Origin of the sequence: Paraburkholderia kirstenboschensis (genome assembly GCF_032806925.1) — a bacterium.
Lineage (GTDB): Bacteria > Pseudomonadota > Gammaproteobacteria > Burkholderiales > Burkholderiaceae > Paraburkholderia > Paraburkholderia kirstenboschensis.
This window is the reverse complement of the sequence record NZ_CP136513.1, coordinates 1,694,633-1,715,205: the sequence shown is the minus strand read 5'-3', so window position 1 is coordinate 1,715,205 and position 20,573 is coordinate 1,694,633. Positions and strand designations below refer to the sequence as shown.

Here is a 20,573-nt window from a genome sequence, read left to right as displayed (position 1 = left end):
CCATGCAGTTTTATCGCGGTCGACCGGAGTTGGCGCTTTAGCGCTTACTCCGGTCCCATGCAGTTTTATCGCGGTCGACCGGAGTTGGCGCTTTAGCGCTTACTCCGGTCCACCCGGTTTGCTAGCAATAGACCAAACTTCGCGCTTCGGCGTACTCCAGTCACATGCCCGTCCTCTTTACGGCGCCATGCAATCCGTTGCTGGTTACTATTCCCCGCCGATGCCGGTCGCCCGGCTCTGCATATCCATTCCCACTGCCGGGCCGCTGCACTGGCGAGCCCGTCCCGTAGTTCTAGCACCGAATCGCCTCGCGCGGGCGACCTTTGTCGTGCGCTAGCCGCCTCGCGCCCAACTGCGAACGATCGGCCGTTGCGCGTCTGCGCTCCGTGCGCCACGACACATAGCTGGCGAGGTTCGGCGCGCAATATGCGTGCCACTCGGCGGCACGCTACGACGCGGCTGGCGTTGTGTGCGCCACTGCGCGGCTGCGAGAGGCGTCGTAGAATCGTCGGCGGCCGGTGAGCAAGCCTGTGCGTGCTTGCTGCGAGCCGTGAACGCACTTCCAACCATGCAAAAATGTCGATGACCTCTCGCCGCCTTTCGTTGCTTGCCACATTGAGCGCCGCCATGTTCTGCGTTGCACCGGTCGCGGTACGTGCCGCTTCCGCCGCATCCCCGGATAATCCGGCGACGGCCCCGTCCGTTATTTCGCGAGCCGCGCCGGCCAGCGTTGCAAGCGAGCCCGCTCAGCCGGTCGGCAATGACGGCCCAGCCTATGGAGCCGAGTTGGAGGGCTTCAACTATCCCGCGCCTGTCGAGCAATACGAGTTCACTTCGCAAGGCGTTGCGCTGCATATGGCGTATATGGACGTTAAACCGGCGCACGCGAACGGCCGCACCGCAGTACTGCTGCACGGCAAGAACTTCTGCGCGGCGACATGGGGCACGACGATTCATCGTCTGAGCGAGGCCGGCTACCGCGTGATCGCGCCGGACCAGATCGGCTTTTGCAAGTCGAGCAAGCCGGAGCATTACCAGTACAGTTTTCAGCAACTGGCGCGCAACACGCATGCGCTGCTCGAATCGCTGGGCGTGAAGGACGCGACCATCATCGGTCATTCGACCGGCGGCATGCTCGCCGTGCGTTATGCGCTCATGTATCCGCGCGAGACGCAGCAACTGGTGCTCGCCAATCCGATCGGGCTCGAAGACTGGAAGGCGAAAGGCGTGCCGTCGCTGTCGGTGGATCAGTGGTACCAGCGCGAGTTGAAGACCACCGCCGACGGCATTCGCCGCTACGAGCAGTCGACCTATTACGCAGGGCAATGGCACGCGGACTACGAACCGTGGGTGCAGATGCTCGCAGGCATGTACCGGGGGCCGGGTAAGCAGATCGTCGCGTGGAATTCGGCGTTGCTTTACGACATGATCTACACGCAGCCTGTTGTCTATGAACTCGGCCAGTTGCAGATGCCAACGCTGCTGCTGATCGGCCAGAAGGACACCACCGCCATCGGCAAGGACGCGGCGTCACCCGAGGTGCGCGCGAAGATCGGCCACTATCCCGAGTTGGGTAAAGCCGCGGCCAAAGCGATCCCGCATGCGACGCTGGTTGAATTCGCCGACTTGGGCCATGCGCCGCAGATGCAGGACCCGCAGGCGTTCCATAAGGCACTGCTCGACGGAATGGCGGCGGTGCAGGTGAATCGTTGAGCTAGTAGAGACTGGAGAGGACCGGACCGGTCAGAAGAAGAACACGAGAAAGAAGGTGAAAGAAGAAGGGCGGTCGCGTATGCGCCGCCCTTTTTTCATCCAGTTGCGGTTTACTTTCCGCTGGCCAATTCCTCGTGAATTTCCGCCCCGATCTCGAACGACCGCAGCCGCGCCTTGTGATCGTAGATCTGTGCGGTGAGCATCAATTCGTCGGCGCCGGTTTGATCGATGATCGACTTCAAGCCCTCGCGCACCGCATCGCGGTCACCGATCGCCGTGCATGCGAGCGAATGCGCAACCGAGTTCAATTCCGTCTCCGAAGCCGCGAGCCGCTCGACCGGCGGCTGCAATTGCCCCGGCGTGCCGCGCCGCAAATTGATGAACTGCTGCTGAAGCGACGTGAAAAGACGCTGCGCTTCGTCATTGGTATCCGCTGCAAAGAGGTTCACGCCGACCATCGCGTAGGGCTTTTCGAGCGTCTCCGACGGACGGAATTGCGAGCGGTAAACCTGCAACGCCGTCAGCAGGTAATCCGGCGCGAAGTGCGACGCGAACGCAAAAGGCAAGCCGAGCGACGCGGCGAGTTGCGCGCTGAAGAGCGACGACCCCAGGAGCCACAGCGGCACATGCAAGCCCGCGCCGGGCACCGCGCGAACCCGCTGGCCTGAGACCGGGTCGGCGAAATAGCGCTGCAATTCGGCGACATCGTCGGGGAAAGAATCCGCGCTGCTTTGCAAATCGCGGCGCAGCGCGCGTGCCGTGGTTTGGTCCGTGCCCGGCGCGCGGCCGAGTCCGAGGTCGATCCGGCCCGGATACAACGACTCCAGCGTGCCGAACTGTTCCGCGATCACGAGCGGCGCGTGATTCGGCAGCATGACGCCGCCGGAGCCGACGCGGATCGTCTTCGTGCCGCCGGCCACATAACCGATCACGACCGCGGTCGCCGCACTCGCGATGCCGGTCATGTTGTGATGCTCCGCGAGCCAGAAGCGGCGGTAGTTCCACCGTTCCGCGTGCTGCGCGAGATCGAGTGTGTTTTTGAAGGCATCTGCGGGTGTTGCGCCCGCGATGACCGGCGAGAGGTCGAGGACCGAAAAGGGGATCATTGTCTGTTCGCTTGCTGTTTCTGGCGCTTTCACGCGATGGAGCATTCTCCCAAAGCTTTCGGCTTTCTGCTTGCGGGGGCGCGATGCCCACGTTCGCGAAAGGGTCTGTCCACGCGAAGCCGGTTAGGGCGACGCAGAGTCACTGCTGGAAGCGACGCCGTTACATGCAAAGTCGATATAGATATGGCCGATCAATATTTAACAAGCGCATGACTCGCTGCTACCTTGAGCGCCTCCAGAGAGCACGGCATTCCGCGTGCAATGCCGCTGCCCCGCCGGGCAGCAACCATTCACGGAGGCACTCGCGTGTCCATCGAATTCATCGGCATGATTCAGACCCGGAAGGTATCGGAAACGCATGCGCCGCAAGGGCCCGCTGTCGACGTCGACTATGTCGCGCAGTTCGCCCGCGCGCACGAGGCGGCGGGCTTCGACCGCATTCTCGTGCCGCACCATTCCACGAGCCCCGATGCGCTGCTCACCGTCGCGCATGCAGCCAGCGTGACGAGCAAGGTGCACTTCATGCTCGCGCATCGCCCGGGCTTCGTTGCGCCGACTCTCGCCGCGCGCCAACTGGCGACGCTTGATCAGTATTCGGGCGGCCGTCTCGCCGTGCATATCATTTCGGGCGGCGACGACGCGGAACAGCGCCGCGACGGCGACTTCCTCTCGCACGACGAACGCTATGCGCGCACCGACGAGTACCTGCACATCGTGCGTCGCATCTGGACCGAGGCGAAGCCGTTCGATCACCACGGGCAGTACTATCGTTTCGAACAGGGCTTTTCCGAAGTGAAGCCGGTGCAGCAGCCGCATATTCCGGTGTATTTCGGCGGCGCGTCGGCGCCCGCGCTCGAAATTGCCGGACGTCATGCGAATGTCTACGCACTGTGGGGCGAATCGAAGGCGCAAGTGCGCGAGCAGGTGACGCGCGTGCGCGCCGAAGCCGCGAAGCACGGCCGCACAGTGCGCTTCTCGGTGTCGTTCCGGCCGATTCTCGCCGCGACCGAAGCCGCAGCGTGGGAGCGCGCCGATCACATCCTCGCTGAAACGAGACGGCTGCGCGCGGCGCAAGGACTCGGAGTAGGCGGGCCCGCGCAAAGCGAAGGCGCGCGGCGTTTGCTCGCGGCTTCGGGTGATTCGGATCGCGCCGACGAACGCCTGTGGACCGGCATCGCGAAGGAAATCGGCGGACGTTCGAATTCGACCGCGTTGGTCGGCACGCCGCAACAGGTCGCCGATACGCTCGCGGAATACTACGCGCTAGGCGTCTCCACTTTTCTCGTGCGCGGCTTCGATCCGCTCGAAGACGCGATCGACTATGGCCGCGAGCTGATTCCCGCGACGCGCGAACGCATTGCGCGCATTCGCAGCGCCCAAGGTGCCCAGGGCGCCGCGACTACCGAGACCGTGGCCGCGTGACCGGAGGCGCGATGACCGATCTTTCTCACGCACCTCCGACCGGCGAACGTCTTGCGCCCGGCGGCGAACCATCGACATTGAAGCGCCACGCGCCGCTGCGCAAGTTCTGGTTCGACGACGTGCCGCCGCGAGAAGGTGTCGCCGAAGAGCGCCGTTACCGTCAGGAGCGGCTCGCGGTCGCGTTCCGGCTCTTCGCACGCTACGGATTCGATCAGGGGCTCGCCGGTCACATCACCGCACGCGATCCGGAATGGCCCGATCACTTCTGGGTTAATCCGTTCGGCAAGCACTTCAGTCGCATCCGCGTATCCGATCTGTTGCTCGTCAATGCGCAAGGCGAGATCGTGGTCGGCGAGGGGCCGGTGAATCAGGCCGCTTTTGCGATTCATGCAGCGATTCACGAGGCACATCCCGAGGTGGTCGCGGCGGCGCACACGCATTCGTTGTACGGCAAGGCGTGGTCCACGCTCGGCCGCAAGCTGGATCCGCTGACGCAGGATTCGTGCGCGTTCTACCAGGACCACGCATTGTTCGACGATTTCCGCGGCGTCGTGCTCGATACCGATGAAGGCGCGCGCATCGCTGCGGCGCTCGGCGGGAACAAGGCGGTGATCCTGAAGAACCACGGCATTCTGACGGCAGGTCCGAGCGTCGAAGCGGCGGCCTGGTGGTACATCGCGCTCGACAACGCCTGTCACGCGCAATTGCTCGCCGAAGCGGCCGGCGCGCCCCAAGCGATTCCCCATGAGATGGCCGCGCTCACGCACGAGCAGGTGGGCCGCGCGAACGGCGCTTTGTTCGCCTTCCAGAGCCTGCTCGAAGGCCTCGTGGAAGCGGAGCCCGACGTGCTGACCTGAGCGTCTTAGCGGGTGTCTCACGGTTTCATCGCAGCGCCGCTGCGGCCCGGCGATATCGGCCTATATCGGGCAACGGCGGTGCCACGGCGGGCAACAGCGGCGCGACCAAGGTCGAGCGGCGTGCCGAACTCGCACCGCTTTGGACCCGATTCTTCAACGCGGCGCTCGCTGCAGGTGCGCGAAGCGACGAGTGCCTGCCGCGCGCCGAACTTCCACACTATTTTGTCAAGCTATCCATGACCCAGACCCTGAGGCCTGACCGGCTGCGCGCGTTCGTCGGCCGTATTGCGTCGCTCGTCGACGACGAAACGCCCGAAGCCGCGCTGCTCGAAGCGGGCGGTGCCGCGCTGCGCGAACTGATTGCGCACGACGACTGGCTGCCCGATGCTTTCGCGCGGCCCGACCCCGAGCGCTACCAGCAGTTTCTGTTGCATGCGGACTCGCGGCAGCGTTTTTCGATCGTCAGTTTCGTCTGGGGGCCCGGGCAGGCGACGCCCGTGCACGACCATACGGTGTGGGGGTTGATCGGCGTGCTGCGTGGCGCGGAAATTGCGCAGCATTACCGTGTCGCGCCGCATGGCGACCTGGTCGAAGAGGGTGCGCCGCGGCGCCTCGATACGGGTGCCGTGGATGCGGTGTCGCCGCGCATCGGCGATATTCATCGCGTGAGCAATGCATTTGGTGACCGTACGTCGATCAGCATTCACGTGTACGGTGGAAATATCGGAGCGGTGAGCCGCTCCGTGTATCCGGGCGGCGGTGGCCGCAAAAATTTTGTGTCCGGCTATTCGAACGACGTGTTGCCGAACATCTGGAATGTGTCGAAGGAGTCCCCGATCTCATGACATTCGAAAAAGATTTACGTACCCGATCTTATGCAGACGTGCGCCGCGCACTGCTCGAACGCGAGGAAATCGCGCTCGTCGATGTGCGCGAGGAAGATCCGCACGCGCGCAGTCATCCGTTGTTCGCCGCGAACCTGCCGCTGTCGCGGTTAGAACTCGATGCGCCGGTGCGCTTGCCGCGCCGCGCTGTGCCCATTGTCGTGCTCGACGACGGCGAAGGGCTCGCCGCCCGTGCGGCGGAGCGCCTCAGGAGCCTCGGCTACACCGACGTCGCGCTGTTCGAAGGCGGTTTGCCAGGCTGGCGCAAGGCCGGCGGTGAGCTGTTCCAGGACGTCAACGTGCCGAGCAAAGCGTTCGGCGAACTGGTGGAAAGCGTGCGCCACACGCCGTCGCTGCCGGCGCAGCAGGTGCAGGCGCTGCTCGATCGCGAAGAAAACGTGGTCGTGCTCGACGCGCGCCGTTTCGACGAATATCAGACGATGAATATCCCGGGCAGCATCAGCGTGCCTGGAGCGGAACTGGTGCTGCGCGCGCGTGAGCTCGCACCCGATCCCACGACGCGGATCATCGTCAATTGCGCGGGGCGCACGCGCAGCATCATCGGCGCGCAGTCGCTCATCAACGCGGGCTTGCCGAACCCGGTCGCCGCGCTGCGCAATGGCACCATCGGCTGGACGCTCGCCGGGCAGCCTCTCGCGCACGGCAGTTCGCGCCGGCCGCATCCGGTCGTCGACGATGCACTGCGTCTCGTCGCCGCCGACGGCGCGCGCGCAGTCGCCGATCGCGCGAAAGTGGGGCGCACGTCACGCGACGAAGCGCGCCGCTGGGCCGACGAAGCGGTGCGCACCGTGTACCGTTTCGATGTGCGCACGCCAGAGGAATACGAAGCGGGCCACGTACCGGGCTTTCGCCACGCGCCCGGCGGCCAGCTCGTGCAGGAAACCGAGATGTTCGCGCCGGTGCGCGGTGCGCGCGTCATTCTCGCGGACAGCGACGGCGTGCGTGCGAACATGACTGCGTCGTGGCTCGCGCAGATGAACATCGAGGTATACGTGGTGGACGGTCTGACCGCCGCCGACTTCGCCGAAAAAGGCCCGGCCCCCGCCGCGCGCCTCGCGCCCCAGCCACCCGGCGCGGACGAAATCGCGCCTGCGGAACTCGCCACGCTGCTACAGTCGCCCGGCACGGTCGTGCTCGATGTCACGAGCAGCGCGAACTATGTGAAGCGTCATATTCCAGGCGCGTGGTTCGCGATTCGCAGTGAACTGGAGAAGGCGGTGCACAAGCTGCCGGACGCACAGCGTTATGTGCTCACATGCGGCAGCAGTCTGCTCGCGCGCTTCGCCGCGCCCGAGTTGGCGGCGTTGACCGGCAAGCCGGTGCAGGTGCTCACGGGCGGCACGGCGGCGTGGATCGAAGCGGGCCTGCCCGTGGAGAGCGGCGAGACGCGGCTGGCGTCGCCGCGCATCGATCGGTATCGGCGTCCGTATGAAGGCACCGATAACGCACGCGAGGCAATGAACGCCTATCTCGAGTGGGAGTATGGGCTCGTCGCGCAACTGGCTCGCGACGGCACGCATGGGTTTCATGTGATCTGACGTTGGCGTTCAAGCCCGCGCTGTCACTCTACCGTGCAACGCGGGCTGAACACGAACCAGCGACGACCCAAAGAAGACAGCAAGCATGAAGACACGCGGCACGCTTCAAGCCGCGCGTTGCGTGCGGGCCTCCTTGAATTGCCGTTCGATCGCCGCGCCGAACCGCTCGACCGGCTGCTGCAATTTGCCGAGCACACGCGGGTGCACGAGCCACATATCGATCAGCGGCTTGAAGTCGCTGATCGTCACCACGTCGAGCTTATCCGCGTAGGCGCTGCCAACTAGCAGCGGCATGGGTACGAGCCCTAAGCCGTGACCATCCGCGACAAGCTGTAGTTGCAATTCCGTGCCGAGCGTTTCCAGATTCAGCTTGAGCGCGAGACCGAGGCCCGTCAGCGCGCGCTGCAGGCCGTCGCGGAAACCGCAGCCATCGGGATTCAACACCCAACCGGTCGACTGGCATTGCGCAAGCGTATGCACGCGCTTCCTCAGCAGACCTTTGCGCGCCACCACCGCAAGCTTGATGCGGCCAAGGGAGCGCGCCGACAACGCGTCGCCGAAGGTTTTGTTGGCGGGCAGGAGAATCGCGGCGGCGTCGAGTTCGCCATCTTCCAGACGTTGCAGCAACTGGCCGCCCCAGCCAGTCGACGCGCGCGCCTGCAACTCCGGGTAAGCCGCTTTCACCACGCGCAGCGCTTCGCCGAGCGCGATGTCGGCGATGGTTTGCGCCACGCCCACGCGCAGCGTGCCGACGGGGGGCGTATCGGTCGCGACGATTTCGCGCAGCACGTCCAGTTCGCGCTGAATCACGCGGCATTGTTCGTAGACGACCCGGCCCGTCGCCGTCGCCTTCAGGGGACGCGTGTTACGGTCGAGCAATTCGACGCCGAGCGCTTCCTCGAAATTCTGCAGGCGGCGCGTGATGGCCGGTTGCGTGAGGCCAAGCGAGAGCGCTGCCTGCTGCAGTGACTCACAGCGAATAACGGTGACGTAGGCGTCGATTTCGTCGATCTTCATGATGAGCGGTGAGATGGTTCATGCGCCCGATGATACGCGCGTCGCCGTTTTTTCAAGCGTCGCGCGTAATAAAAATTCGCATATTTGCATGGAAGAATAATGCGTTTGTCTTATACGGGCCGCTCGCTTATCGTCGCTGGAAACTCATTCGCAGGCCTTCCACATGACGCTATCCGGTTCTCTTTTCGCGACGCTCTCCGCGCTGCAACGCACGCTTGTCAAACCGCTCGCCGCCGCTGTGCTGGCGATTCCCGCTCTGCTATGCGCGACGTCAGCAAATGCTGCGGATCTGCCCGTGCTCAAGGTCGGCGATCAATCGTTGCAAACGCGCGGCATTCTGGAAGCCTCGGGCCAGTTGAAAGACTTGCCGTACAAGATCGAATGGTTCAACTTTCCGGCAGCGCAACCGCTTGGCGAAGCGTTGAATGCAGGTGCCGTGGATGTCGGCGGACTCGGAGACGCGCCGCTCGTATTCGCGCTTGCTGCCGGCGCGCGCGTGCGGGCCGTCGCCGCGACGCGTTCCAATCCGCTCGATCTCGCCATCGTCGTCGGTCCGCATTCGCCGCTCACCGAGGTCGCGAATCTGAAGGGCAAGCGCCTTGCCACGACGCGCGGATCCATCGGCCACTTTCTCGCGCTCGCCGCACTGAAGAAGGCGAATCTGTCCGCGAGCGACGTCACGTTTGTGTTCCTCGCGCCGGCCGACGCAAAGGCCGCGCTCGCTTCGGGCAGCGTCGATGCGTGGTCGGTCTGGGACCCGTACACGGCGCTTGGCGAGTCGCGCGATCACGACCGCATCATCGCGAACGGCGTGGGTCTGTCGGAAGGGCTTAGCTATCAGGTCGCGACCGAGGCCTCGATTGCGGCCAAGCGGGCGCAGTTAGCCGACTTCCTGCGGCGCGTGGCGACGGGTCAGCGCTGGGCGCTCACGCACCCCGACGAAGTCGCGACGATGCAGTCGCGCGTCACCGGCTTGCCGACCGACGTGTTGAAGACCGTTTATCAGCGCGGTCAGGTGCATCCGGTCACCATAGACGATAGCGTCGTGGCCGCGCAGCAGCGCACCGCCGACACCTACGAGGCAGCCAACGTCATTCGCGCGCATCTGGATGTGCGTGCGAGCTTCGACCGCAGTTTTCCATTGCCGTGATCGTTCTCTCGCGACGAAATCCTCTGCAAATTCGGTGTAAACGCGCTCTCGTCTAAACCGTCCGATCCCGTTAGATTAACGTCACTTGGAAGACTTATCGAGGGACCAGGACGGCCGAACAAGCAGCGGTTCGCCACTTCCGGCGATGGCGCAAGGTGAGCGGCCAAGGTCGTTCATCGCCGCGTCGGAACCGGACCGCTGCGCGTCGTCCACGCTGTCGTCCCGGTCTTTGGCAGCATCCATAGTCCCGTCTTTCCGCGTGTCCCTTGTCGCTGCCGACGTACCTACAGTACCGGTGCAGAACCTCATTGGCGACGCGAGCCCGGGCGACGCTTGCACGGCGTCGCCTTTTTGCTTTCTGTTGCGTCTGTTGCTGTTTGCAATAAATCTCGCGCAGACAGCCTGATTCTCCAAAAAGCCCATAACGTCCCGCGTTTTCCGCATGCCAGCACCGGCATCGCCCGGTTTTGGCGCACCGGCGCTCGCTCGCGGTTTTTGCCGCACGCGGTTATCCTGTAGCGCGTTCCAAAGGAAGTCCCTTTGGTGAATCACTACACGAGCGGTGCGCACAGTCGCGCTCGCATCGATACAGGAAATTCGCTGTGAGCCTGAAATTGCCTATTGCCGCCATGCTGGCCGCGTGCATCGCGCTCACTGCTTGCGACGACCAGCAGAGCGAGCGCGCCGTGCAAAAAATCAAGGAATTCTTCAACGCCGTGAAGCCCGACGCGCTGCTGCTGAAGAACATGACGCCGGGCGTCACGACCGAAGCGCAGATCCGCGAGCAGATGGGTAAGCCGGAAACCGAGCGCACCTATACGGACGGCTCGAAACGCTTCGAATATCCACGTGGTCCGCAAGGTCTGAATACGTACATGGTCGACATCGACCGTGACGGTAAGCTTCAATCCATCACGCAGGTGCTGACCGCGGCGAACTTCGGCAAGATCCGCATCGGCATGAGCGAGGACGAAGTGCGGCGCCTGCTCGGCAAACCGGGCGAAATCGCGGTGTTCCCGCTCAAGCCGGAGACGGTGTGGAGCTGGAAGTGGCGCGAAGGCGGCGTGACGGAAGAAGGCATTTTCAACGTGCACTTCGACCAGAACAGAAAGGTGTACACGACATCGCGCTCGGACGTGGTGCGCGGGCGCTAGAAGCAACGACAAGACAGACGAATGGAAGGCGGGGAATCATGATACGTCGACGTCGATACAGCCGTATCGGGCTGGTGTTGGGGGGCGGCGCGGCGCGCGGCTGGGCGCATATCGGCGCGATTCGCGCGCTGCACGATGCGGGCATCAAGCCCGACGTGGTGTGCGGCACATCGATCGGCGCGCTGGTCGGCGGGGTGTATGCGAACGGCGACCTGGACTGGCTCGAGGAGTGGGTGTCGCGTCTCACGTGGCAGACGGTCGTGCGGCTGCTCGACTTGCGCCTCTCGGGCGGCTTGCTCGGCGGGCGCAAGGTCATCCAGCTTTTCGCCGACAAGTTCAACGGCCGTTCGATCGCGCAGCTGAACATGCCGTTCGCGGCGGTCGCCACCGAACTCGACTCGGGCCGCGAGAGCTGGCTCCAGGACGGCAGTGTGGTCGACGCGGTGCGCGCGTCGATTGCGATTCCCGGCATTTTCACGCCGGTTTGGCACAACGGCGTATGGCTCGTCGACGGCGGGCTCAGCAATCCGGTGCCGGTGTCTGTCGCGCGCGGCATGCGGGCGGACTGTGTGATCGCCGTCGATCTGAACAACGACATTCTCAACGGCCGCGATTTCGGCGGCGCGGTGGTGGACACCCCGGCAATCGATCCAACCGCACCGCCGCCCGTGTCGCTGCGCCGTAACGGCAAGCCGTGGCCGCGCTGGCTCGCTCCCGCCGAGGAGCGCGTCACCGACGACGTTCGCGTGCCGCCCGCACCGAGCGCACGCGTGCCTTCAATGCTGAGTTCGATCGCGCAAAGCATCGACATCATGCAGGTTCGGATTACCCGCAGCCGCCTCGCCGGCGAGCCTGCGGACATTCTGATTCAGCCGCGTCTGGGCGGCATGGGCATCTTCGACTTTCACCGCGCTGCGCCGGCCATCGCGGAAGGCCGCGCGGCAGTCGAATACATGCTGCCGGCGATTCGCGCGCGGCTCGGCATCGAATAGCAGCGGCGCGCAATGCGCCCCTACGCCGCGCTTGAGTGCGGCCCTTCGCTCCGCGCGAAGCCCCCGCGCCCCCTATCGAAAAAGCGACCTCAAACTTGCGAAATCGCAGCGGCCGCGGCTGCCCGCGCTGCTCGTCGTATTGCTCGAGGCGCCCCCGTACCAAGCGCCGTCAGCGATGCGACGCTGTCATTCGTGGTTTGCTGCGTCGCAGCAAATGCCACGCCCGCCTTTGAGAATTTAATTTTCGCTTGCGAGACTGCGCGCCATGCAGGATGAGTCGGGGCGTTCGAGCCGACGACCTCCATAGGAATTCAACGAACCTGGATGGAGACACGCGTGGTGCTATACGGCTTTGGTCCGGTATTACTGGCCGGCACGATCCAGACGGTCGAACTGTCCGTCCTCTCGCTCGCGGCCGCCGTAGTGCTCGGCCTCGCGGGCGCGGCGGCGAAACTCTCGTTTAACCGGCCGTTGCGCGCGCTCGCCACCGGCTACACGACGCTGATCCGCTCGGTGCCGGACCTCGTGCTGATGTTGCTGCTCTTTTATAGCATCCAGATCGGGGTCAACAATCTGACCGACGCGCTCGATCTGCCGCAGTTCGACATCGACCCGTTCGTGGCGGGCGTGCTGACGCTCGGTTTCATTTACGGCGCGTACTTCACCGAGACGTTTCGCGGCGCGTTTCTCGCGGTGCCGCGCGGCCAGCTCGAAGCGGGCAGCGCTTACGGCATGAGCGGCGTGCGCGTGTTCGCACGCATCCTGTTTCCGCAGATGATGCGCTTCGCGCTGCCGGGCATCGGCAACAACTGGCAGGTGCTCGTGAAAGCGACGGCGCTGGTGTCGATCATCGGTCTCGCGGATGTCGTCAAGGCCGCGCAGGACGCGGGCAAGAGCACCTTCAACATGTTCTTCTTCATTCTGATCGCCGCGCTGATCTATCTCGCGCTGACGACTGTCTCTAACCTCGCGCTGATCTGGCTGGAACGCCGCTATTCGATCGGCGTGCGGCACGCGGAGCTTTAAGACCATGATCGACATTCTCAATCAGTTCTGGCGCGCGTTCCTCTACTGGGACGGTCAGCGCATATCCGGCCTTGCGGTGACGCTGTGGCTGCTGGTGGCATCCGTCGGCATCGGCTTCTGTCTCGCGATTCCGCTCGCGGTCGCGCGCGTGTCGAAGAAGCGCTGGCTTTCCACGCCGGTGCGTCTTTACACTTACGTGTTTCGGGGAACGCCGCTGTACGTGCAATTGCTGCTGATCTATACCGGCATGTATAGCCTCGAATTCGTGCGTTCGCATCAACTGCTCGATGCGTTCTTTCGCAGCGGTTTTCACTGCGCGATTCTCGCGTTCGCGCTGAACACCTGCGCGTACACCACCGAGATTTTTGCTGGCGCGATCCGCTCGACGTCGCACGGTGAAGTGGAAGCGGCCCGCGCCTACGGCATGAGCTGGTTCACGATGTACCGCCGCATTGTGATACCGTCCGCGCTGCGCCGCGCTTTACCGTTGTACAGTAACGAGGTGATCCTGATGCTGCATGCCACGACGGTCGCGTTCACGGCCACCGTGCCGGACATTCTGAAGGTGGCGCGCGACGCGAATTCGGCCACTTATCAATCGTTCGATGCGTTCGGCCTTGCGGCGCTGATTTATCTCGTGGTGTCGTTCGCCCTCGTCGCGTTGTTCCGCCGCGCCGAACGTCGCTGGCTCGGCTACCTGGCGGTGCGCACGCATTGAGCGCGCCGTGTTTGCAGCAGGCGGTGCGATAAAAGCGCGCCGTCGACGTTCGATCCGTATTTTCACAGGGAGAGCATCTTGCTCCACACCACGCAAACCGAAGCTTGCAAGCTCGCCGTGCAGGACATCCACAAGCGCTACGGCGACAACGAAGTGCTCAAGGGCGTATCGCTCAATGCGAACAAGGGCGACGTGATCAGCATCATCGGCGCGAGCGGCTCGGGCAAGAGCACCTTCCTGCGCTGCATTAATTTTCTCGAGCGGCCGAACGCGGGGCAGATCGTCGTCGACGGCGAAGCGGTCAAGACGAAACCCGACCGCGCGGGCAATCTCGAAGTGGCCGATCACAAGCAATTGCAGCGCATCCGCACGAAGCTCGCGATGGTGTTCCAGCACTTCAACTTGTGGGCGCACATGAACGTGATCGAGAACATCGTCGAGGCGCCGATTCATGTGCTCGGTTTGCCGCGTCGCGAAGCCGAGGAGCGCGCGCGCGAATATCTCGAGAAAGTGGGCCTCGCGCCACGTCTGGAAAAACAGTATCCGTCGCACCTGTCGGGCGGTCAGCAGCAGCGCGTGGCGATCGCGCGTGCACTGGCAATGGACCCTGACGTGATGCTGTTCGACGAGCCGACTTCCGCGCTCGACCCCGAACTGGTCGGCGAAGTGTTGAAGGTCATGCAGAAACTCGCCGAAGAAGGGCGCACGATGATCGTCGTCACGCACGAAATGGGTTTCGCGCGCAACGTGTCGAACCATGTGATGTTCCTGCATCAGGGCCGCACGGAAGAAGAAGGTCTGCCCGCCGAGGTGCTGAGCTCGCCGCGCAGCGAGCGGCTCAAGCAGTTCCTCTCCGGCAGCCTGAAGTAACGCTCGCCGTTTTCTATTTAACCGATGGCTCGTACGTCCAGCCCCGCACGCACCATGCAGGTCGCAATCGTGGCATTGCCGCCTGTGTCGATGTCGGGCGTCGGGCCGATTGTCGACGCGCTCAATCTCGCCAATGAGATCGACGGCCGCGCGCTTTACCGCGTGCAGGTGTGCTCGTGGGACGGCCGCGCGGTGCCGCTTGCGGGCGGCGCGCAATGGCCCGCCGACGCGGCCTTCGGCGACGCGGTCGTGTGCGACTGGCTGATCGTGGTCAGCGAACGGTTTCAGCAATTCGCCGACTACCGCCTGTTTCTCGCTAGTTTGTCGCGCGTCGGGCAACGCACGCCGCTCGTCACCGGCATTCATCACGGCGTGTGGTGGCTCGCGATGGCGGGCCAGTTGTCCGGCTATCGCGTGAGTGTGAACTGGGAAACGTATCAGCAGTTCTCCGAGCAGTTCGAGCGCTCCATCGTCACCCAGCAGATCTTCGAAATCGACCGCGATCGCGCCACTTGCGCGGGCGGTCAGGCAACCGTCGACTTCATGCTCGCGATGATCGGCCGCGAGCACGGTCCGGAGCTCGCGGATCGCATTGCGGATACGCTCGGCGTCGGCGTATTGCGCGCGGGCGAGGAGCGTCAGCGCATACCGTTCGTGACAGCGCCCGGCGAGCGTCATCCGCGCCTGAACGATGCATTGTTGCTGATGGAAGCGAATATCGAAGATCCGCTCACCACCGACGAAATCGCGGGTCTCGTCGGCGTTTCGCGACGCCAGTTGGAGCGCCTGTTTCGCCAGTATCTCGGCTCGATGCCGTCCAAATACTATCTTGGCCTGCGGCTTTCGAAAGCGCGCACGCAATTGCAGCGCACCAGCAAGTCGGTCGTGCAGATCAGTCTGGCTTGCGGGTTTTCGTCGGCGGCGCACTTTTCGAATGCCTATCGCGAACGCTTCGGCGTGACGCCGCGCGAGGACCGCCGCAACTGGATCGACAAACAGACCGGCGCAAGCGGCGCTGCGGCCAGTGAGCCGCGCGCGGGTGCGCTGATCGAGCCGCCGGATAGGGGCGATTGAAAGGCGGCCGGGCGCGGCTCGCTGGCCGCCGCCGAGTGGCCGCGCGGCGAAGCTGGCGGGCTTGCCGCTCGCGGCGCGGGCCGAACCTCATAGAAAGCGTCGCGTATGCGCAAGACGTAACGCGTGCGGTTTCCTACACTACCTGTACTACCTCTCACCTGTAACGAGGATTTGCCATGAACGACCTGACTGTGACACGCAAGACCTTCGACGAAGTCATGGTGCCGGTATTCGCACCCGCCGCCTTCGTGCCGGATCGCGGTCTCGGCTCACGCGTCTGGGATACGCAAGGCCGCGACTATATCGACTTCGCCGGCGGTATCGCCGTCACCGCGCTCGGTCATGCGCATCCCGAACTGCTGAAAGTCTTGCACGAGCAGGGTAGCAAGCTCTGGCACATCGGTAACGGCTACACCAACGAGCCGGTGCTGCGTCTGGCGAGGCGCCTCGAAGAATTGACGTTCGCCGACCGCGCTTTCTTCGCGAACTCGGGCGCGGAAGCGAACGAAGCCGCATTGAAACTCGCGCGCCGCGTCGCATTCGAGCGTCATGGCGCCGACAAATTCGAAATCATCTCGTTTACTCAGTCGTTCCATGGCAGAACGTTCTTCACCGTCAGCGTGGGCGGTCAGCCGAAGTATTCAGAAGGCTTCGGGCCGGTGCCGCAAGGCATCGTTCACTTGCCGTACAACGACATAGAGGCCGCGAAAAAGGCGATCGGCGCGAAGACCTGCGCGGTCATCGTCGAGCCGATTCAGGGCGAAGGCGGTGTGATCCCCGCCGATCCGGCGTTCCTCGAGGCGCTGCGCGAAGCCTGCGATCAGCACGGCGCCCTGCTGATTTTTGACGAGGTACAAACAGGTGTCGGCCGCAGCGGTTACTTTTACGCGTATCAGGACACGGGCGTCACGCCCGACATCCTGACCACCGCGAAGGCGCTCGGCAACGGCTTTCCGATCGGCGCGATGCTGACCACGAACGAACTCGCCGCGCACTTCAAGGTCGGCGTGCATGGCACGACTTACGGCGGCAATCCGCTCGGTTCCGCCATCGCGGAAAAAGTGGTGGAGCTGGTCAGCGATCCGAAGCTGCTCGAAGGCGTGCGTACCCGCAGCGAAGTGCTGAAAGGCCACCTCGCGAAGCTCAACGAGCGCTTCGGCCTGTTCGACGAGGTGCGCGGCAAGGGCCTGCTGATCGGCGCGCAACTGACCGACGCCTACAAGGGTCGCGCGAAAGACTTCGTCACGGCGGCCGGCCAGCATGGCGTCATCATGCTCATGGCAGGACCGGACGTGCTGCGCTTCGTGCCGTCGCTGATCATGCCGCTCGACGACATGAACGAGGGCTTCGAGCGTCTCGCCAAAGCTATCGCGGACGTGGTCGGCGCGAAGGCCGAAGCCGCGTCCAAGTGAACGGCGGTTCGAACGCTCCGCATTGGCTCATGCGTCACATTGAACAGGAACGATGATGCTCTTCGTACGCCCCGGCCGCCTCGCCGATCTCGATGCGCTCGAACATATGGCGCGCACCGCGCAACCGGTGCTGCATTCGCTACCGCACGACCGGCGCGCGCTCGAAGCACGCGTCGCGTTGTCGGAGGATTCGTTTCGCGCGGAGGTCGATTTTCCGGGCGAGGAATTCTATCTGTTCGTGCTCGAAGATTCGGAGAGCGGCAAGCTGATGGGCACGGCGAGCATCGTCGCCGCCGCGGGTTACTCCGATCCGTTCTATGCGTTTCGCAACGACGCGCTGATCCATGCATCGCGCGAACTGCACGTGAACCGCAAGATCCATGCGCTCACCATGTCGCATGAACTGACCGGCAAGAGCCGGCTCGCGGGCTATTACATCGACCCGTCGCTGCGCGGGGACGCCGCCGCGCATCTCATGTCGCGCGCGCGAATGATGTATATCGCGGCCAATCGCAAGCGCTTCACGCCCGAGGTGTTCTCGCTGCTGCTAGGCGTCACCGACGAGAACGGCGTGTCGCCGTTCTGGGAAGCGGTGGGGCGCAAGTTCTTCGGCCGCAATTTCGCCGACATCGAAATCGAGTCGGGCGGGCGCAGTAGAACGTTCATCGCCGAAGTGATGCCGACGTACCCAATCTATGTGCCGTTGCTGCCGGAAGCGGCGCAGCGTGTGCTCGGCGAGCCGGATTCGAAGGCTCTGCTTGCGTACGAAATTCATCTTGAAGAGGGTTTCGAGACCGATCGCTTCATTGACATCTTCGATGCGGGCCCGGTGCTCACCGCGCAGGTGGATCGCAGCGCCTGCGTGACCCACAACGAAACGCGGGTGGCGCACGAGGCGGCGGCCGGGGCGAACGGCTCGACGTATCTGATCGCCCACAACGGCGCGGACGGTCAGTTCCGCTGTGTGCTCGGCGAGTTGCCCACGGCGAGGAACGAAGGCGCGCCGCTTGCCCAGCCGGCGCGTGCGGCGCTCGGCGTGCAGGACGGCGATACGGTGCGCTGCGTGCCGTTGCATCGGCCGGAAACGAATGAACAATCGGGAGACGCGCAATGATCGTCGTTCGCGTGGTGCAACGAGGCGATGTCGACGCGTTGATGCGGCTCGCGCAGGAAACGGGGCCGGGGCTCACCACATTCAAGCCGGATCGCGAGGCACTTGCGGCGCGAGTCGAACGTGCGCGCCGCACGATGGAAGACAAGGCCGAGCCGCATGAAGCGGGCTACTTCTTCGTGATGGAAGACACGGCGACCGGCGACGTGGCCGGCGTGTGCGGAATCGAAGCGGCGGTCGGTCTGCAACAGCCGTTCTACAACTATCGGGTGAGCACGGTGGTGCACGCGAGCCAGGACTTGGGCATCTGGACGCGCATGCGGGCGCTCAACATCTCGCACGACCTAACCGGTTATGCCGAAGTGTGTTCGCTGTTTCTGAGCCCGCGATATCGCACGAGCGGTGTGGGCGGCTTGCTGTCGCGCTCGCGCTTCATGTTTCTCGCGCAGTTTCGTGAGCGTTTTCCGCAGCGCCTATGTGCGGAATTGCGCGGGCATTTCGATGCGGAAGGCACGTCGCCGTTCTGGCGCGCGGTCGGCTCGCACTTCTATCAGATCGATTTCAACGCGGCCGACTATCTAAGCTCGCATGGACGCAAAGCGTTCCTTGCCGAACTGATGCCGCGCTATCCGGTGTATGTCGAGTTATTGCCGCAAGAGGCGCAGCAATGCGTCGGCCTCACCCATAACGACACGATTCCGGCGCGCCGCATGCTCGAAGCGGAAGGGCTGCGTTACGAAAACCACGTCGATATTTTCGATGCCGGTCCGGTGCTCGAATGCCATATCTCCGACTTGCGCACGGTGCGCGAAAGCGTGCTGGTGCCGGTCGAGATTGCCGACGTGCCGGCGGGCGCGGCGCAGGATGCACCGCGCTCGATGGTGTCGAACACGTCGCTCGGCGATTTTCGCGTAGGCGTGGCGGCGGGCGTGCCGCAAGACGGCGTGTTCCGCATGAACGCGAGAGAAGCGTCGGCGCTGGGCGTCAACGCAGGCGACCCGGTTCGGGTGTTGGCGCTGAAACGTAAACAAGGATGATCATGAGCGAGCTTTTCATCGACGGCGAATGGGCCGCCGGCACAGGACCCGCATTCGCGTCGCGCAATCCGGGCACGGGCGCGACGGTGTGGGAAGGCAATAGCGCCTCCGCGGACGACGTGGACCGCGCGGTGCGCAGCGCGCGCCGTGCGTTCGCAACATGGTCCGCAGCGAGCCTCGACGAGCGGTGCGCGGTAGTGCGCCGCTTCGCCGCGCTCGTCACCGAACGCAAGGAGACGCTCGCCGAAGCGATTGGCCGCGAAACCGGCAAGCCTCTGTGGGAAGCGCGCACCGAAGCGGCCTCGATGGCTGCGAAAGTCGAGATTTCGATTCAGTCGTACAACGAGCGCACTGGCGAAAAGCGTTCGGCGATGGCGGACGGCACCGCGGTATTGCGGCATCGCCCGCACGGTGTGGTGGCGGTGTTCGGGCCGTATAACTTCCCGGGTCACTTGCCGAACGGGCATATCGTGCCGGCGCTGATCGCAGGCAACGCGGTTGTCTTCAAACCGTCGGAACTCGCGCCCGGCGTGGCGGCGCTAACCGTGCAGACGTGGCGCGACGCGGGCTTGCCCGCCGGCGTGCTCAATCTCGTGCAGGGTGAGAAGGACACGGGCATTGCGCTCGCGAATCACCGGCAGATCGACGGCCTCTTTTTCACAGGAAGTTCGGACACCGGAACATTGTTGCACAAGCAATTCGGCGGACGCCCGGAGATCGTGCTTGCGCTGGAGATGGGCGGCAACAATCCGCTCGTGATCGGCCCGGTCGCGGACCTCGACGCCGCCGTGCATCACACCATCCAGTCAGCGTTTTTGTCAGCGGGACAGCGCTGCACTTGCGCGCGCCGTATCTTCGTGCCGAACGACGCGTTCGGCGAGCGCTTCCTTGCGCGCCTTGTCGAAGTGACGTCGCGCATCAGCGTCGGCGAATACAACGCCGAACCGCAGCCTTTCATGGGCGCGGTGATTTCGGCGCGCGCGGCTTCGCGGCTCGTCGCGGCGCAGGAGCGTTTGCTTGCCGACGGCGCACACGCGTTGTTGAAGATGGAGCAACGCGATCCGAAACTCGGCTTCGTCACGCCGGCCATTCTCGACGTGAGCGCTGTGAAGAATCTGCCCGACGAGGAGCATTTCGGACCGCTCGCGCAGATCATCCGCTACGGCAGCTTCGACGAAGCGCTCGAAAAAGCCAACGACACGGAGTTTGGCCTGTCCGCTGGACTGCTCGCCGACGACGAATCGCTGTGGACGCATTTCCAGCGCACCATCCGCGCGGGCATCGTCAACTGGAACCGGCCGACTAATGGGGCTTCGTCGGGTGCGCCGTTCGGTGGACCGGGCCGTTCGGGCAATCACCGGCCGAGCGCCTATTACGCGGCCGACTACTGCGCGTACCCGATGGCTTCCGTCGAAAGCGCGCAACTGCAAATGCCCGCGAGCGTCTCGCCGGGCCTCCAATTCTAAGGATC

Annotated in this window: 18 protein-coding genes; 16 read left to right on the top strand and 2 right to left on the bottom strand. The window is 64.1% G+C overall.

Annotated elements, in window-relative coordinates; genetic code table 11:
* Positions 1 to 576 precede the first annotated feature (576 nt).
* Complete coding sequence (locus tag RW095_RS30300; protein ID WP_317022401.1) at positions 577 to 1,713, top strand: alpha/beta fold hydrolase; 1,137 nt, start codon at positions 577 to 579, stop codon at positions 1,711 to 1,713.
* Positions 1,714 to 1,823: 110 nt separating this feature from the next.
* On the opposite strand, the gene RW095_RS30295 is transcribed toward RW095_RS30300, so the two are convergent.
* Complete coding sequence (locus tag RW095_RS30295; protein ID WP_317022400.1) at positions 1,824 to 2,819, bottom strand: LLM class flavin-dependent oxidoreductase; 996 nt, start codon at positions 2,817 to 2,819, stop codon at positions 1,824 to 1,826.
* A gap of 306 nt (positions 2,820 to 3,125) precedes the next feature.
* Between RW095_RS30295 and RW095_RS30290 the strand changes: the two genes are divergently transcribed.
* From RW095_RS30290 to RW095_RS30275, 4 genes are all read left to right on the top strand, one after another.
* Positions 3,126 to 4,241 (top strand): LLM class flavin-dependent oxidoreductase, encoded by a 1,116-nt coding sequence (locus RW095_RS30290; RefSeq protein ID WP_317022399.1) that lies wholly within the window; start codon positions 3,126 to 3,128, stop codon positions 4,239 to 4,241.
* 11 nt (positions 4,242 to 4,252) lie between these two features.
* Positions 4,253 to 5,098: a class II aldolase/adducin family protein gene (locus RW095_RS30285; protein ID WP_317022398.1), complete on the top strand. Its 846-nt coding sequence runs from the start codon at positions 4,253 to 4,255 to the stop codon at positions 5,096 to 5,098.
* 236 nt (positions 5,099 to 5,334) lie between these two features.
* Positions 5,335 to 5,943 (top strand): cysteine dioxygenase family protein, encoded by a 609-nt coding sequence (locus RW095_RS30280; protein WP_317022397.1) that lies wholly within the window; start codon positions 5,335 to 5,337, stop codon positions 5,941 to 5,943.
* Positions 5,940 to 7,541, top strand: a complete 1,602-nt coding sequence (locus tag RW095_RS30275) for a rhodanese-related sulfurtransferase (protein ID WP_317022396.1) — start codon at positions 5,940 to 5,942, stop codon at positions 7,539 to 7,541. Before RW095_RS30280 ends, RW095_RS30275 begins: the two co-directional genes overlap by 4 nt.
* 105 nt (positions 7,542 to 7,646) lie before the next feature.
* Here the strand turns inward: RW095_RS30275 and RW095_RS30270 are convergent, their stop codons facing one another.
* A complete protein-coding gene (locus tag RW095_RS30270; protein WP_317022395.1) occupies positions 7,647 to 8,558 on the bottom strand; it encodes a LysR family transcriptional regulator in 912 nt (303 codons plus the stop codon).
* A 163-nt stretch (positions 8,559 to 8,721) separates the two neighbouring features.
* Here RW095_RS30270 and RW095_RS30265 point away from each other — a divergent pair, with 163 nt between their 5' ends.
* From RW095_RS30265 to astD, 11 genes are all read left to right on the top strand, one after another.
* Positions 8,722 to 9,708 (top strand): ABC transporter substrate-binding protein, encoded by a 987-nt coding sequence (locus RW095_RS30265; protein WP_317022394.1) that lies wholly within the window; start codon positions 8,722 to 8,724, stop codon positions 9,706 to 9,708.
* A 602-nt stretch (positions 9,709 to 10,310) separates the two neighbouring features.
* Positions 10,311 to 10,862 carry an outer membrane protein assembly factor BamE domain-containing protein gene (gene bamE, locus RW095_RS30260; RefSeq protein WP_193414888.1) on the top strand — a complete coding sequence of 184 codons (552 nt, stop codon included), beginning with the start codon at positions 10,311 to 10,313 and terminating at the stop codon, positions 10,860 to 10,862.
* A gap of 38 nt (positions 10,863 to 10,900) precedes the next feature.
* A complete protein-coding gene (locus RW095_RS30255) occupies positions 10,901 to 11,854 on the top strand; it encodes a patatin-like phospholipase family protein (RefSeq protein ID WP_317022393.1) in 954 nt (317 codons plus the stop codon).
* A 336-nt stretch (positions 11,855 to 12,190) separates the two neighbouring features.
* Positions 12,191 to 12,880: an ABC transporter permease gene (locus RW095_RS30250; RefSeq protein ID WP_128590814.1), complete on the top strand. Its 690-nt coding sequence runs from the start codon at positions 12,191 to 12,193 to the stop codon at positions 12,878 to 12,880.
* 4 nt (positions 12,881 to 12,884) lie between these two features.
* A complete protein-coding gene (locus RW095_RS30245) occupies positions 12,885 to 13,598 on the top strand; it encodes an ABC transporter permease (RefSeq protein WP_317022392.1) in 714 nt (237 codons plus the stop codon).
* Between the two features lie 78 nt (positions 13,599 to 13,676).
* On the top strand, positions 13,677 to 14,468 hold the full coding sequence (locus RW095_RS30240; protein ID WP_128590818.1) for an ABC transporter ATP-binding protein: 792 nt from the start codon (positions 13,677 to 13,679) through the stop codon (positions 14,466 to 14,468).
* Between the two features lie 24 nt (positions 14,469 to 14,492).
* Positions 14,493 to 15,542, top strand: a complete 1,050-nt coding sequence (locus tag RW095_RS30235; protein ID WP_201701846.1) for a GlxA family transcriptional regulator — start codon at positions 14,493 to 14,495, stop codon at positions 15,540 to 15,542.
* 176 nt (positions 15,543 to 15,718) lie between these two features.
* Positions 15,719 to 16,954, top strand: coding sequence for an aspartate aminotransferase family protein (locus RW095_RS30230; protein ID WP_317022391.1), 1,236 nt, complete (start codon positions 15,719 to 15,721; stop codon positions 16,952 to 16,954).
* A gap of 55 nt (positions 16,955 to 17,009) precedes the next feature.
* A complete protein-coding gene (gene aruF / locus RW095_RS30225) occupies positions 17,010 to 18,068 on the top strand; it encodes an arginine/ornithine succinyltransferase subunit alpha (RefSeq protein ID WP_128594800.1) in 1,059 nt (352 codons plus the stop codon).
* Positions 18,065 to 19,102 (top strand): arginine N-succinyltransferase, encoded by a 1,038-nt coding sequence (gene astA, locus RW095_RS30220; protein WP_317022390.1) that lies wholly within the window; start codon positions 18,065 to 18,067, stop codon positions 19,100 to 19,102. The genes aruF and astA overlap by 4 nt, the downstream gene beginning before the upstream one ends.
* A 2-nt stretch (positions 19,103 to 19,104) precedes the next feature.
* The gene (gene astD / locus RW095_RS30215) at positions 19,105 to 20,568 is read left to right on the top strand and encodes a succinylglutamate-semialdehyde dehydrogenase (protein WP_317022389.1); all 1,464 of its coding nucleotides are present in this window, start codon (positions 19,105 to 19,107) and stop codon (positions 20,566 to 20,568) included.
* Positions 20,569 to 20,573: the final 5 nt, after the last annotated feature.

What these genes read in the sequence shown, in the direction of transcription:
- RW095_RS30300 (WP_317022401.1), top strand. Translation starts at nt 577, where the DNA reads ATGTCGATGACCTCTCGCCGCCTTTCGTTGCTTGCCACATTGAGCGCC.
- RW095_RS30295 (WP_317022400.1), bottom strand. Translation starts at nt 2,819, where the DNA reads ATGATCCCCTTTTCGGTCCTCGACCTCTCGCCGGTCATCGCGGGCGCA.
- RW095_RS30285 (WP_317022398.1), top strand. Translation starts at nt 4,253, where the DNA reads ATGACCGATCTTTCTCACGCACCTCCGACCGGCGAACGTCTTGCGCCC.
- RW095_RS30280 (WP_317022397.1), top strand. Translation starts at nt 5,335, where the DNA reads ATGACCCAGACCCTGAGGCCTGACCGGCTGCGCGCGTTCGTCGGCCGT.
- RW095_RS30275 (WP_317022396.1), top strand. Translation starts at nt 5,940, where the DNA reads ATGACATTCGAAAAAGATTTACGTACCCGATCTTATGCAGACGTGCGC.
- RW095_RS30270 (WP_317022395.1), bottom strand. Translation starts at nt 8,558, where the DNA reads ATGAAGATCGACGAAATCGACGCCTACGTCACCGTTATTCGCTGTGAG.
- RW095_RS30265 (WP_317022394.1), top strand. Translation starts at nt 8,722, where the DNA reads ATGACGCTATCCGGTTCTCTTTTCGCGACGCTCTCCGCGCTGCAACGC.
- RW095_RS30255 (WP_317022393.1), top strand. Translation starts at nt 10,901, where the DNA reads ATGATACGTCGACGTCGATACAGCCGTATCGGGCTGGTGTTGGGGGGC.
- RW095_RS30245 (WP_317022392.1), top strand. Translation starts at nt 12,885, where the DNA reads ATGATCGACATTCTCAATCAGTTCTGGCGCGCGTTCCTCTACTGGGAC.
- RW095_RS30235 (WP_201701846.1), top strand. Translation starts at nt 14,493, where the DNA reads ATGGCTCGTACGTCCAGCCCCGCACGCACCATGCAGGTCGCAATCGTG.
- RW095_RS30230 (WP_317022391.1), top strand. Translation starts at nt 15,719, where the DNA reads ATGAACGACCTGACTGTGACACGCAAGACCTTCGACGAAGTCATGGTG.
- aruF (WP_128594800.1), top strand. Translation starts at nt 17,010, where the DNA reads ATGCTCTTCGTACGCCCCGGCCGCCTCGCCGATCTCGATGCGCTCGAA.
- astA (WP_317022390.1), top strand. Translation starts at nt 18,065, where the DNA reads ATGATCGTCGTTCGCGTGGTGCAACGAGGCGATGTCGACGCGTTGATG.
- astD (WP_317022389.1), top strand. Translation starts at nt 19,105, where the DNA reads ATGAGCGAGCTTTTCATCGACGGCGAATGGGCCGCCGGCACAGGACCC.